Annotated in this window: 13 protein-coding genes; 5 read left to right on the top strand and 8 right to left on the bottom strand. The window is 51.1% G+C overall.

The features are described 5' to 3' along the window. Position 1 precedes the first annotated feature (1 nt). The 5 genes from ACV7NC_RS07840 to ACV7NC_RS07820 form a co-directional block, all read right to left on the bottom strand. Positions 2-1,234 (bottom strand): CDP-alcohol phosphatidyltransferase family protein, encoded by a 1,233-nt coding sequence (locus tag ACV7NC_RS07840; RefSeq protein ID WP_458151969.1) that lies wholly within the window; start codon positions 1,232-1,234, stop codon positions 2-4. 115 nt (positions 1,235-1,349) lie between these two features. Further along, complete coding sequence (gene lptG, locus ACV7NC_RS07835; protein ID WP_458151968.1) at positions 1,350-2,489, bottom strand: LPS export ABC transporter permease LptG; 1,140 nt, start codon at positions 2,487-2,489, stop codon at positions 1,350-1,352. Next, positions 2,408-3,487, bottom strand: coding sequence for an LPS export ABC transporter permease LptF (gene lptF, locus ACV7NC_RS07830; RefSeq protein ID WP_458151967.1), 1,080 nt, complete (start codon positions 3,485-3,487; stop codon positions 2,408-2,410). Before lptF ends, lptG begins: the two co-directional genes overlap by 82 nt. Before the next feature lie 70 nt (positions 3,488-3,557). Continuing rightward, positions 3,558-4,709, bottom strand: coding sequence for an N-acetyltransferase (locus ACV7NC_RS07825; protein ID WP_458151966.1), 1,152 nt, complete (start codon positions 4,707-4,709; stop codon positions 3,558-3,560). Between the two features lie 127 nt (positions 4,710-4,836). Beyond that, a complete protein-coding gene (locus tag ACV7NC_RS07820; RefSeq protein WP_458151965.1) occupies positions 4,837-5,307 on the bottom strand; it encodes a hypothetical protein in 471 nt (156 codons plus the stop codon). 421 nt (positions 5,308-5,728) lie between these two features. On the opposite strand from ACV7NC_RS07820, the gene ACV7NC_RS07815 reads away from it, so the two are divergent. The 5 genes from ACV7NC_RS07815 (at position 5,729) to ACV7NC_RS07795 (ending at position 10,803) form a co-directional block, all read left to right on the top strand. Further along, the gene (locus tag ACV7NC_RS07815) at positions 5,729-5,983 is read left to right on the top strand and encodes an exodeoxyribonuclease VII small subunit (RefSeq protein ID WP_458151964.1); all 255 of its coding nucleotides are present in this window, start codon (positions 5,729-5,731) and stop codon (positions 5,981-5,983) included. Next, positions 5,973-6,866, top strand: a complete 894-nt coding sequence (locus ACV7NC_RS07810; RefSeq protein WP_458151963.1) for a polyprenyl synthetase family protein — start codon at positions 5,973-5,975, stop codon at positions 6,864-6,866. Before ACV7NC_RS07815 ends, ACV7NC_RS07810 begins: the two co-directional genes overlap by 11 nt. Positions 6,867-6,902: 36 nt before the next feature. After that, positions 6,903-8,747 carry a 1-deoxy-D-xylulose-5-phosphate synthase gene (gene dxs, locus ACV7NC_RS07805; protein ID WP_458151962.1) on the top strand — a complete coding sequence of 615 codons (1,845 nt, stop codon included), beginning with the start codon at positions 6,903-6,905 and terminating at the stop codon, positions 8,745-8,747. 71 nt (positions 8,748-8,818) lie between these two features. After that, positions 8,819-9,625: a GTP cyclohydrolase FolE2 gene (gene folE2 / locus ACV7NC_RS07800; protein ID WP_458151961.1), complete on the top strand. Its 807-nt coding sequence runs from the start codon at positions 8,819-8,821 to the stop codon at positions 9,623-9,625. Positions 9,626-9,717: 92 nt separating this feature from the next. Then, positions 9,718-10,803, top strand: a complete 1,086-nt coding sequence (locus ACV7NC_RS07795) for an ADP-ribosylglycohydrolase family protein (RefSeq protein ID WP_458151960.1) — start codon at positions 9,718-9,720, stop codon at positions 10,801-10,803. A gap of 18 nt (positions 10,804-10,821) precedes the next feature. On the opposite strand, the gene ACV7NC_RS07790 is transcribed toward ACV7NC_RS07795, so the two are convergent. The 3 genes from ACV7NC_RS07790 to murJ form a co-directional block, all read right to left on the bottom strand. Next, positions 10,822-11,856: a methyltransferase gene (locus ACV7NC_RS07790; RefSeq protein ID WP_458151959.1), complete on the bottom strand. Its 1,035-nt coding sequence runs from the start codon at positions 11,854-11,856 to the stop codon at positions 10,822-10,824. 72 nt (positions 11,857-11,928) lie between these two features. After that, positions 11,929-12,420 (bottom strand): SRPBCC family protein, encoded by a 492-nt coding sequence (locus tag ACV7NC_RS07785; RefSeq protein ID WP_458151958.1) that lies wholly within the window; start codon positions 12,418-12,420, stop codon positions 11,929-11,931. A gap of 299 nt (positions 12,421-12,719) precedes the next feature. Then, entirely contained in the window at positions 12,720-14,258 is a 1,539-nt protein-coding gene (gene murJ / locus ACV7NC_RS07780; protein WP_458151957.1) for a murein biosynthesis integral membrane protein MurJ, read from the bottom strand. Between the last annotated feature and the right edge of the window lie 16 nt (positions 14,259-14,274).

Genomic DNA, 14,274 nt, shown 5'->3' with positions numbered 1-14,274 from the left:
GCTACGATAGCGGGAATGGTTTTCGCAGATTGATCGGTGCGCGGGTGAAGATTCTGACCGCCAAGATATCCCGGTCGCGTGCCGGATCGATATCCTGCAGCCAGGATGTCAGGGCTCCGCCTTGCAATTTAATTTTCCACGCGGTGACGACGCGCCAGAGCAGGAATACGGTGGAGGCCAGATGCCAGATGACTACCATCAGCAATCCGAAATCGGGTTGATCGGTGAGCCAGCCATAGCTTAGCAATACCAGATTCGGGTTGCGCCTCGCGGTGATGAGACGGTTGAACGAGTCGAGTTTTTTCCAGATAAACATATCGAACGATGCTAAACCGAATTGGAAAGCACCTTCGCACAAGCGGCCGCCGATATATCCGAGAAACATCAACGTCATCAAAACGCCTAACCCGGTCAGCGGCGTTTGCGTTCCCGCCAGGCCGATGCCCCAGGCTACATACCACAGCGGCGGGTGGACGATATCTAAGCCGTGATCCAATACATCACCCAAGCGGCTGGACGTGACTGTCACGCGCGCCAGCTTGCCGTCGACGGTGTCGAGGAAAGTCATGAACCAGCCCATGAACAAACCGATGCCGAACAATCCGTACCAGAATGCGACACCCGCCAGTACGGCCAATACGATACTGGCATAAGTAACATGGTTCGGCTGCCAACCCTGGCGTACGCAGTAATGCGTTACCCAATACGCCGGAAACGGCCAGACCCATTTGGTGACGAAATCGGTAACGCCTTTATACGATCCGGAAAACAGTTCTTTTTCCAGCAGCGGTTTGTTTTCCAAGCTGACCGGCAAAATATACGGTGGATCTTTCTTTTTCAAATTTTGCTGAACATCGATTTTCAGATCTCTCAAACCAATGCGCGGGATTGTCAGCAACGCGAATTTATAGTTATGGTCTTTGTTGTTGTTGAGATTGCGTAATAACTGCGGTGCGTAGTTACCATCGGTGAGGATCGCTGCGGGGCAACCTTCGTCATTGTATAACGCGACTTTTTTATCCAGTTCGAGCAAAGCTTTCAATACCCGCGCGTCAAACAGGAAATTGGCGTTCAGAAACAGTGCCTGGGCACTGACAGGAATTTTCTCGGCATCGTCGGTGAATTTTAAATGCGCGTAAGGTTTCAGCATCCGCGCCAAGCGTTCACGCCCGGTTAGTCCCCAAATGGTTATTTCATCTTCACCGAAAATATAAATGTAGGTTGAAGTCGACATGTGTGATAGCTCAAGGGTGTTATTCTGATTTGACCGTCCGATTCCGGGAAAATGGATCGGGTCTTGCAAGACCCTGCGATTTTAGAGGTTTTCCAGCAACAATAATAGCTTATCGCTAAAAAGTCCGCCGCAGCCAGAAACTGGCGATCAGAATCATTACAAAACTGGGTATCAAGGCAATAACGGTGGTATTAACGCGCAGGATCAAGCCGGTATTGGCGATGATTTGATCGAGCAAATAAACCCCGATTCCGATCAGGGTGGCGAATACCAGTTTGTTGCTGAGGCCGGTACGGATGGATCCGAACACGAACGGGATCGATAGCAGCAACATCGCGATTGTCATCAAGGCGCTGCCGATTTTGCGCCAGAATGCCAATGCATACGAATCGGCGTCTTGTCCGGTGCTGCGTAAAAATTCCACATGCCGGGCCAGTTCAACCGGCGATAAGCTCTCCGGCGGTTTGGTCAACGTGGCGATGTCGTCGGGTTTGACAAATGAATTCCAGTTGATTGTGTCGGTGCGTGTTGCAGTAATCTGGCCGTCTTTAAACGTGCGGACGGTGACATTGCTCAACTGCCACATGTCGTTATCGATGATATCGGCATATTGCGCGAGCGTGTGCGTTTGTAAAAAACCTTCCGGGTCCAGTTGCAGCAGTTCGATGTCGGCGGCTCTGGTGTTATGAACGATTTGGCCGATACGCAAAATGCTGTGTTCGTTCCGGGTCCAGATGCCGAGGTTTCTGCCGAGTTCAACCGATAATTCCAATGCGTTTGCGCGGTAAGTGATGGCTTTTTGTTGCAACTGCGGAGCTACGAATTGTTCCAGAATCGCGACGCCCAGCAACAGCACGATCCCGATGCTGAGTGGCGCGAGGCTGATGCGTAGCGGCGATAGGCCGGCGACCCGCATCGCAATCAATTCCGAGTGTACGGCCAGTTTCCCGAGTGCGATCACGGTACCGATCAACGCGATGAAGGGTGCGATTTGAATGAACCGGCGCGGCAACAGCATCGCGGTATAGAGAAATGCATCGCTGACGCGGTAGGTACCTTTGCCGACATCGTCCAGTTGATCCAATAAATCAAAAAAACTGAAGAGCGGTAACAGCACTGCGGTGGCAATGACAAAACCGACGATTACTTGATTGATAATATAACGATAGAAAATCATGATGGGTGTGACATTTTTTTGTTGCTTGCAATCCATCCATAAACGACCAGGGCGAGCAGCATCAAGGATTCCAGCCACCAGACGCCGGGGATGCTACCGACCACACCTTGTTCCACCCAGGTTTTAGCCAAACCGCTCAGATTGTAGTAGGCGGCGAAGATCAGTGCGGCCACCAGATAAGTCCGCTCGGTTTTGTCCTGGCGCGGCGTGAAGCGGATAAAGGCCATTGCGATCAGAGCCAGCAGAATGGTAGCGAGCGGACGGGAAATCCGCCATTGCAGTTCCGCAATATCGCGTGGCTGGTCCGATTCCCATAGCGTCCGGGTTGCCGCTGCTTTGCGCCGGTAGTTCATGACAGTATCGTTATCGATGTAGTAAGTCATGCTGTTGAAGTGAATCACGTCATCGATAGTGGCTGCATTGGTTAATTGATAGACCACACCGTCGGATAATTGAATATTCGGTCGGGGCTCCTGGGCTGTCGGCTGAATCTGATGCGCTCTTCTGGCGAATACGATTTCACTGCTATCCGGCTTTCTCATGAAATGGAATATGTTGTGCATTTCCTTGTTGAATTCGTCCTTGGTCCGCACATACACAATCCTGCCGGATTTTTCGCTGCCGTAAAAGCGGCCGGCTTGAAAGCGGTTGGTGTTCAATTCCGCTTCCGCTTGCGCATCCAGAATGTAACTTTCGCCATAAGCCCAAGGCCGGACATACGACGACAGCGTGCCGCTCAAAATACCAACCGGAATTGCCACGGACAGCACAATGAGCACCAGGCGCGAGCCGCTCAAACCGAAGGTGCGCATTACAATCAATTCATGATCTTTGTTGAGTCTGCCCAGACCGACGATGACTGAGATATAGAGTGCGATGGGGATCAATACTTCCAGCGCGATGAGCGTCTTGAGAAAAACCAGTTTAATCAACGCCGCGATGCCTAAAGTTTCCGTGACCGCACCGGCCAACAGCCGGGCGCTGCTGAAGCTGGCAAACAAACCGATCAGAATGAGCGCTACGACAGTAAAGGGCAGCATGATTTCCCGTGCGATATACCGTTCGATCAATTTCATCGGTCACCACCTGAAATCAGCGGAAGCCAGTGGCTTTGGAACGCTGTAAAGCTTGCGGTTGGTTCGTCACTCATAATAATTTCTGATAGATGCGGTAACGTTTGTATTGTTCGCAGCCGATTTTGTCGAGGATGTGACGCATGGCAGCGTTATCTTCCAAAATCCATGACATTTCAACTTCCTTGAAACCGCGTGCAAGCCCGGCTTGACGAGGCGCGTCGATGACCAGGCAAGCCAATGCGATCCCGATGGGAGTGTTGTGATACTGCCTGCGCACGCCCATCAGCGGCACGCGAGCGGTCCGGATTTTCCGGTTTTTAATGCGACTGATAAGTTTGAGCCAGCCGAACGGCAGCAAGCGGCCGTTTAATTCCGACAGTACTTCGTTAAGATTGGGGATGCCGACCATGAATGCCGCCGGGTTACCGTCGACTTCGGCGATCTGGATAAAATCATCCGGCAACAGCAGACGAAAAATACTGCCCAGTTCGGCGAATTCTTCCTGGGTGAACGGGATAAACCCCCAGTTTTCAGACCAGGCATCGTTAAAGATGCTGCGTAAAATTTCAATTTCTTCGTCGAAGCGGTCACGCTGCAAAGTTCTTAACCGGATTTGCGGAGCAAAGCGATTCATGATCATTTGCATGACCGGCGGTATTTCGAAATCGATGTTGACTTTGTAAGCCAGCAAATCTTTTGCCGGATGATACGCTTGCTCTTCGAGTAACCGGCTATACCAGCGCGCAGAGTGCGGCATCATGATAACCGGCGGTGTGTCGAAGCCTTCCACCAGAATGCCGCATTCCTGATTGATTGACAGATTGAACGGACCGCTGATCCGGCGGATTTCCCTTGCTGCGAGCCATGCTTCGGCATTTAAGATCAATGCGGCAAATATCTCGGAATCGTCGATACATTCGAGCAGGCCGAAATGACCGCTATCCGATCCATACCGTTCCTGGTGCAGTTTGTCGATTTGCGCGCTGATGCGGCCAACAGGTTGACCGTTCCGGTACGCGATCCAGGCTTGCCATTCGCCATGTTTAAAATAAGGGTTGAAACGGGAGAAATGAAGGCGGCGTTCGAGACGTAACGGCGGTACCCACATCGGATCATCGGCGTAGACCCGCCACGGGACATCGATAAATTTACCCATATCCCCATATGACATAACCGGTTTGATTATTATGCGGGAATTGGCCGGCATCGGGTGTTTACTCATCGAAAGTGGTGAAGCGTATCCTGAAAATGTTGCACCGGACCGTGTGCGATAATCTTTTCACTAGTAACGAGATGACTCTAATAATAAACAACGAGTTAATTCAGTAGACCCGGTGTGATCACGAAGACTATTTGAAATGCGTGTGTTTCAGTAAGTTGTCGATCAGTTGATGAAAAACTTCTTTGGGATCCGGTTCATTGTTTGACGACTGACCGGATATCAAAGCTTGTTCCGCCGCAGCAATCTTTTCATCCGTGAGATTGCGGCAGAAATCCCGGAAATTGTTCCAGTCGGCGTTGTATTCAGGCAAGTTTTTTTGCGGGATGAACACGCGCAGCACTTCAAAATTTTGATGCATTTCTGGTAGCCGGGCGGTGAGGTAATGATTGATATTTTTGGGCCACCGCTTATGTACGGGGTACATATCCGCCAGTTCCTCCTCGATCGTGGCGCGGAAACTTTCGATTGCATAAGCGCGACGTTTGCGGTTGACGATGTCGATCATCAGCGCCACTACTCCCAAGAAGCCGAATATAAAAAAAGGCCATAACGGAACAGTTTCAAAATAAACGGCGATTTGTTCAAAAGATTCGTTCAAGATCGTCTCAATAAATGTTAGTGGTTATAAAAAGATTCTGCTTGTAAGAATCTCTGCCTGGAAAACGTTGGGAGATTAGCGGTTATAAATAAGGAAAACAATGAAGGGAAACAATGTTCCGGAAGATTTGTGAAAGAAATTTATAGGCTTCCCTTTACGCTATCTCAGGATTGTATCTTGCCATAGTCAGTTTGATGTATCAACATTGCAGCGAAATAGAGCGATCAATAAACGCGACGAATGCCTTCTATCCGATGATTTATTCAACCTTGGCAGGTTTCGAATAAATTCTTTGGATTGCTTGCCCCGGCGTTTTCCAAAAATTGCATTGACCTGATGCGGCTAATTGCGTTATTTTTACCCATTTTTATGAAAGAGCCATTAATATGGCTTGTATCAGTTTTTCGCTGACTCACTTTTTATGACCAAATCATCGAAGCATATTGCTTCGGCTCAACCAGAGAGTTTTGAAGCAGCATCGGCTGAACTTGAAAAAATAGTGGCAGCGATGGAAGCAGGACAAATGTCGTTGGAAGCTTCATTATCAGCCTATCAGCGCGGTGCGGAGTTAATTAAATATTGTCAGAGCAAACTTGAAGATGCGCAACAACAAGTGCGTGTATTAGAATCCGGCATGTTAAAAAATTTTTCAAAATCGGATAGCGATGAACAATGATTTTCAGAACTGGGCCAGTAGCTGTCAGGCGCGGATTGAAACCTTTCTGGAAGAAAGATTGCCAGCCCCGGACTGTGTTCCTGAACGTTTGCATAAAGCCATGCGCTATTCGGTGCTCGGGGGCGGCAAGCGGGTAAGGCCATTACTGTCGTTTGCAGCCGGAGAGCTTGCGGCGGCGGATGCCGGGCGCGTCACGGTGGTGGCTGCGGCGGTAGAATTGATTCATGCGTATTCATTGGTGCATGATGACTTGCCGTGCATGGATGATGATATCTTGCGCCGTGGCAAGCCGACTTGTCATGTTGAATTCGATGAAGCCACTGCGTTACTGACCGGAGATAGCCTGCAAACCCTTGCGTTTGAATTGTTGGCGGAAAAACGTATCGCAGACACAGCGGAAACGCAATTGGAGATGATCGTACAGTTGGCGCTTGCCTCCGGTTCACGCGGTATGGCGGGCGGGCAAGCATTTGATTTGGATAGCGTCGGCAAGATGCTCAGCCTTCCGGAACTGGAATTCATGCATATTCACAAAACGGGCGCATTGATTCGTGCCGCAGTGATGCTGGGGGCACGTTGCAGTAGTTCGTTGCGTGACGAGCAATTGGCTAAATTGGATCATTTTGCCAAATGTGTCGGTTTGGCTTTCCAAGTGGTTGACGATTTACTTGATTCCGAAGCGACGACAGCGACGCTGGGTAAGACTGCAGGGAAAGATGCAGTGAACAATAAACCAACGTATGTCAGTATATTGGGTATCAGCCAAGCCCGTGGATTGGCTGAAAAACTCCAACACGATGCACATCAGGCACTCAATGAATTCGGGGATGCTGCGTTACGATTGCGGCAGGTAGCCGATTTTATTATTAAACGTAAGTTCTAATTGTTTTTTTCCACACTTTTTATTTTCAGGCTTTGAATGTATCCACTGTTAGATACCATTAACTCACCATCCCAATTACGCGAGCTGGATCAAAAAAAATTACCGCAATTTGCCAAAGAGTTACGTAACTTTTTGATTGATTCGGTAGCGCAGACCGGTGGGCACTTATCATCTAATTTGGGGACCGTCGAATTAACAATTGCGCTGCATTACGTTTTCAATACGCCCTATGATCAATTGGTGTGGGATGTCGGACATCAAACCTATGCGCACAAAATTCTGACGGGACGGCGCGAAGGCATGAGTAAACTGCGCATGCACGGCGGAATCGCCGGGTTCCCGCGCCGAGACGAGAGTGAGTATGATGCATTCGGTACCGCACATTCCAGTACGTCCATCAGTGCTGCATTGGGCATGGCCGTCGCCGCGCGGCTCAACAACACTGATCGGCGCGCGATCGCAATTATCGGTGACGGCGCTATGAGCGCCGGTATGGCTTTCGAAGCGCTCAACAATGCCGGTGTGATGGATGCCAACTTGCTGGTTATTCTGAATGACAACGACATGTCGATTTCCCGTCCGGTTGGTGCGCTGAATAATTATCTGGCTAAGCTGATGTCGGGAAAATTCTATGCCACTGCCAGGCGTGCCGGCGAGAAAGTGCTGGGGGTCGTACCGCCAGTGCTGGAACTGGCCAAGCGTGCTGAAGAACATGTTAAAGGCATGGTGACACCGGGCACTTTGTTTGAGGAATTCGGATTCAATTATATCGGACCGATCGACGGGCACGATCTGGAGGTGCTGGTTACCACACTGAATAACATCAAGGAACTGGACGGTCCGCAATTTTTGCACGTGGTGACCCGTAAAGGCGCCGGGTACAAAGTGGCGGAAGAAGATCCGATTTTGTACCACGGGGTCGGTAAGTTCGATCCGAAAAAAGGGATTGTTACAAAGGCGGGTGGCAAACCGTCATATACTCAGATATTCGGTGACTGGTTATGCGACATGGCGGCGCAGGATACCCGTTTGGTCGGTATTACACCGGCGATGCGGGAAGGCTCGGGGTTGGTGCGTTTTTCTCAGGAATATCCTGATCGCTATTTCGATGTCGGCATTGCTGAGCAACATGCAGTTACTTTTGCTGCGGGCGCGGCATGCGACGGGCTGAAGCCGGTGGTGGCGATTTACTCGACATTTCTGCAACGCGCTTATGATCAATTGATTCATGATGTCGCAATTCAGAATCTGCCAGTGGTATTCGCGATCGATCGGGCCGGTTTGGTTGGCGCAGATGGGCCGACGCATGCCGGAAGTTTCGACTTATCCTATTTACGCTGTATTCCAAACATAACGGTGATGGCGCCGGCTGACGAAAACGAGTGCCGGCAGATGTTATATACTGCTTTTCAACTGGATACTCCATCGGCGGTTCGTTATCCACGCGGAACCGGACCGGGTGTTAATGTTCAAAAGGAAATGCAGGCATTGCCGATTGGCCGGGGTGAAATCCGGCGTCAAGGCGATAAAGTTGCATTACTGGCATTTGGCAGCATGTTGACGCCTTGCTTACAAGCCGCCGAGGAATTAAACGCAACCGTTGCCAATATGCGTTTTATCAAGCCATTGGACGATGATCTGGTGGCGTCATTAGCGGCACAGCATGATTTGCTGGTAACGGTGGAAGAAAATACCGTGATGGGAGGTGCTGGCAGTGCGGTAACGGAATCGCTCCACAGCCAGGGACTTCATGTCAAAGTGTTACAGCTCGGTTTGCCGGATATCTTCATTGATCAGGGTGATCATGCACAGATGCTGGCAGACTGCGGATTAGACAAGAATGGAATCATTCAATCAGTGCGAGCCATAATATCCGCATAACTTTACCGGAATTGGTGAATTATCAGATTCGTCGGTAAATGAATCCGGCCTCGTCGCACAGGAGATAAAACATGAATAAGGAAATAGATTTACCGATTGCTGATGTGCAAAGCTCACCCGATACCCGGCGTATTGCAATTGACCGGGTAGGGATCAAAGCCATTCGGCACCCGGTCGTTGTGGCGGATAAAAGCGATGGCGTGCAGCATACCATCGCGGTTTTCAATATGTATGTGAATTTGCCGCATAACTTCAAGGGCACGCACATGTCCCGCTTCGTCGAGATTCTCAACAGCCACGAGCGGGAAATTTCAGTTGAATCATTTCAAGTGATTTTGCGGGAAATGATCGAACGGCTGGAAACGGATTCCGGCCATATCGAAATGACTTTTCCGTATTTCATCAATAAATCCGCACCGGTTTCCAAAGTAAAAAGCTTGCTGGATTACGAAGTGACATTCATCGGGGAAATCAAGAACGGTGAATATTTCTTTACCATGAAAGTTGTCGTGCCAGTGACCAGCTTGTGTCCTTGCTCCAAAAAAATATCCGATTACGGCGCGCACAATCAGCGTTCGCACGTAACCATTTCGGTACGCACCAACACTTTTGTGTGGATCGAAGACATTATCCGTATCGCCGAAATGAATGCTTCCTGCGAATTGTACGGCTTGCTGAAACGTCCCGATGAAAAGTATGTGACTGAAAGAGCGTATGACAATCCCAAATTTGTCGAGGATATCGTCAGAGACATTGCCGAAGTGCTCAATCACGATGACCGTGTCGATGCCTATGTTGTCGAATCGGAAAACTTCGAATCAATCCATAACCATTCGGCGTACGCGCTGATTCAGAACGATAAAAACCAGCGTGCTTGATTGCCGTGGCGGTGGTTGCTGCTGTGCTGTTTTAGTGCTGCGATTCAAACCCGGTTAGCAGTCGATTAACCGGATTCCACCGGAGAAGAGCAATGATAAACAACGCGATCCGGGATCGTGCCGCCGGTGCGATCATGGGCGCTTTCATCGGCGATGCTTTGGCGCTCGGTCCGCACTGGTATTACGATCTCGCGCAAATGCGCCGCGATTACGGTGATTGGATTACTACTTACACCGACCCCAAACCAAACCGCTATCACAGCGGCTGCAGAGCCGGTCAATTGTCGCAAGCCGGATTCATCCTGACACTGATGCTGCATTCCCTCGTCGAGCACAACGGCTACGATGAAGCCGATTTCTGCCGCCGTTTGGACGAAGCGCTTTTTCCGTTACTCGATGGAACACCGGTCTGCGGGCCGGGCGGCTATACCAGCCAGTCGATCCGGCATGCCTGGCGCTGCCGGGTGGAACAACAATTACCGTGGGGGCAAACGGGCGGACATGCCGACACCACCGAAGCGATCGAGCGCACATTGGCAATTGCCGTCCGTTACGCGTTGCAACCCAATCGATTGGCTGTCGCTGTTGCCGGTAACGCACGCCTGACACAAATCGACGATACCGTGCTGTCGATGACGGTGGCTTATGCCGCTGTACTGGGTATGCTGGTGCAAGGACACGCGCTGGACGAAACCTTGTCCGGCAAACTGATGCAGTTGGTTAAAACCGGGCAGTTGCCGTTTCATGCCGTCACGGCGGATGATCTGCAGCCGCCGCGTCCGGGAGATCCCGATCCACCGCGCGCCGGGCGCTTCGCGTCGCCGGATGCGTTATTGACGCCTTCGTGCATCGCGGCGGCGGCCGCCGATCCCGCGATTTCGATTGAACCGGCGTGGAAAGTTTCGGTGGTGTACGGGATGCCGTGCGCCATTTATCATCAATTGCCCGCCGCGTATTATCTGGCATCCCGCTTCCGTAGCGATTTTGAGTCCGCGGTACTGCATGCGGTCAACGGTGGCGGGCAGAATTTGGCGCGCGCTATCCTGACCGGCGCATTGGTTGGGGCGCAGGCTGGTTTGTCTGGGATTCCGCAACGGTTTTTGGATGGACTGGAAAACGCTCCAACATTAATGGCATTGGCAAACGATCTGGCCGGGCAGATCGTCACCGGTCGTTAATTTTCCAACCGCGCCAGTTCAAGGTTTGCGGCCGGTCACGATGCTGTAGTAACCGAATGCCTTGTGAATCTGGATGTCGGTAAAGCCGATTTCCTGCAACATCGCCGATAATTCGAATCCCGAATATTGCTTGCCCTCGGTCCAGCCCATCATCATCATGCCGAAGGCAGCCGGAGCAAACGGACCGGTTTTATCGTCGTTGCATAACATTTCATGAATCACGATACGCCCGCCGCATTCCAAGTACCGGAAACTTTTTGCGGTCAAAAAATGGCATTTTTCCGGCGGCCAGTCATGATACATGTTGGAGAAGAAATGCAGATCGGCGGATGGCCAATGATCATTCCAGATATTCGCGCCGCAGGTTTTAATGCGCTCTTGCAGGTTATATTCAACAATATACCCTTCGGCCACTTCGCATACCGGAGGAAAATCCAGAACAATCGCCTGCAGATCAGGCAATCGCAAAGCCGCGCCGATCGAATGCGCGCCGGAACTGCCGCCGATATCCAGCATAATGCGGTGCCGGGAAAAATCCAGAACTCCCGGCCAAACCAGGGCTGAAGCCATGCTCATGCTGTGCATGCCGCTGGTGAAACGATGCAGTAACTCAATCTGTTCTTCGTGCGATTGATAAATGCTGCCCCCGCCGTATGTCTGCGGCGAATCGGTCAGAATAGCCTTTTGCAAACTTTCAAAGGAACAGACTTGATAATTGTCGATCATCAAATCCCAGAGAAAACCGAAGTAATTGGGGCTTTTCTGCAGTAAGTATTCTTCCGTCACCGCAGTAAGCGCGTAACGTTCCTGCCGCAGCGACAAGAAACCCAGCGCGGCGGCGACGGTCAGGATCGCTTCGGCGGGACGCGGTTTGATGTTGAGCGCCTCGCAAATCTCTGTCAGAGTGCGCGGGTTATCCTCCAAGAAAGCGAACACTTTGAGCCGGTGCGCCAGCAATAATGCCGGATAACCATAAACCGCGAACACCACATCCCATACCGGACGATCATCGACGCGCGGCATCTGAATATTGGAAGAGGTATCTTGTGTCATCAGTTCTCCTTGGGCATTAAGCGATTGAAATGAAAATCATCAGCCAAAGCGGTTGCGGACGAACGGGCGTTTTCATGATGGCTTCGCTTCGACCAAGCGTTTAATGTTTTGCACTGTCCGGTCCGCGCCGTCTTTAATAGCAACCCGAACCAATCCCTCGAAAGGCCGCATAATCGCCAGAATTTCCAGCAACTCGAACGAAAATGTCAGCTTGGTTGACTGCGACGGATTGATTTCCTGCAACTCGTAAGTGCAGCGGAATGGATCGGATACGCCAACCAGCGTAATGCGCTGCCCCGGCTCGAAGGTTGAAATTTTAAACTTCGACTCCGAACGTCGCCCTTGATCGACGCGCACCTGCCGGCCTTCGGTGCCGAGCCGGACCGGTCCCGGCGTCAACTGCTCCAGCTCTTTGACTTCCGGCGACCATTTTGGGTAATTGTCAAACAGGCCGTCCCCGAGAAAGCGGAATAACTCAGCCGCCGGACAGGATATGATCGTATTCGCCCGTCCGATGACCGGATCGGTCGAACCCAGATTGAGCATGGAACCTAAATTGAACATAACGCTAGCCCTTGTGATGGCAAAAACGGCTTGATTGGCGATGCTTAAGAAGTTAAACGAATCAAGAAGGGATTTCAAGCACTTTAGGTGTTTGTGGGGTTAGCGCTGAGAGTGGCGATGCAGTCAATTTTGAATTCTGATTCGATTTGATCAATGATACTTACTGGAATGGGAGCAAGTGTTATCGGCCTCCAATCAATAGATTGCGTTGCAGTTAAAGGGGATAGGAAATTTCTGGAAACTATAACGAACAGTAACAATGATTCAGATCTGACCAGTGAGTAAGCTGGCTGACAGAATTACAACGTCTGTCGCTGGGTAAAATCTTTCAGGCGGAATCCGAGCAGCCAGAGTGCGGCGAAATAGCTGATTGCGCCTGCTAAAACCACGCCGCTGAGTTGCGTGGCGCGGGACAGTGCCGAGCCGGTTAGCCAGGCGGCGTCGCTGCCTGCGGTGAGCCATAGCACGGTTCCCATGACTGCGAGCGCCAGCAGTATTTTTACAAAGAACACCAACCAGCCCGGTTGCGGCTGGTAAATCGCTTGCTTGCGTAGCTGGTAAAACAACAATCCGGCGTTCAGGCAAGCGCCGAGCCCAATCGCCAATGCCAACCCGGCATGTTGCAGCGGTAGAATGAAGATAAGGTTCATCAACTGCGTGGCAGCCAATGTAATAACTGCAATTTTGACCGGCGTCTTGATGTTCTGGCGGGCATAGAAACCCGGCGCGAGCACTTTTACCAGGATGATACCAAGCAAGCCGACGCTGTAAGCAACCAATGCTTCGCGCGTCATCCAAACATCATGTTCGGTAAAAGCGCCGTGATGAAACAGGGTGGTAATCAGCGGTACTGATAACAATGCCAGTGCCAGTGCGGCGGGTAGCGTCAACAGCATGGTCATGCGCAGGCCCCAGTCGAGCAGCCGGGAATATTCGTCGTTGCTGTTGGTGCTGTAATGTTTTGCCAGCGACGGCAGCAAAATGGTGCCGAGCGCGACGCCGAGCAGACCGGCAGGGAATTCCATCAACCGGTCGGCGTAATACATCCAGGAAACGCTGCCGGTTACCAGCAGCGAGGCGAATATCGTGTTGATCAGCAGGCTTAGCTGGCTGACCGAAACGCCGAAAATGGCCGGCCCCATCAGTTTGATGACACGCCACGCGCCGGTATCCGGGTTACGGAAATGGATACGCGGCATTAACCTGAGTTTCAGCAAAAATGGAATTTGAAACGCCAATTGTAAAATGCCGCCGATAAAAACCGCCCAAGCAAGCGCCACAACCGGCGGATCGATCAAGGGTGTCAGCCATAATGCGCAACCGATGAAAGACAAGTTCAAAAGCGCCGGGGTGATGGCCGGTACATTGAATTTCCCGTAAGTATTAAGAATACCGCCGGCTAATGCCACCAGCGAAATGAACAAAATATAGGGAAAGGTGATTTGCAACAATTGCACGGTTAAATCGAATTTTTCCGGCTCTGCGGAAAATCCCGGGGCGCTGGCGTAAATGATGAACGGTGCCGCGATGATACCGAGAGCCGTGACGATAAACAAAACGACGCCAAGCAGCATCGCGATGTGATCGATCAAGCTGCGGGTTTCTTCATGCGTACGGGTATTTTTATATTCGGCGAGGATCGGAACGAAAGCCTGCGAAAATGCGCCTTCGGCAAATAACCGCCGCAGCAGATTCGGAATGCGGAATGCGACGAAAAATGCATCGGTTGCCATACCCGCGCCAAAAATCCGCGCGATCAGGATGTCGCGCACGAAACCGAGAATGCGCGATACGAAAGTCATGCTGCTGACCGCGGCGAGAGCTTTAAGTAAGTTCAATGGTCTTAAATATCGA

Source organism: Nitrosomonas limosa (assembly GCF_054188085.1).
Note: the sequence above shows the minus strand (reverse complement) of the source record. Positions and strands in the feature narration are given on the sequence as shown.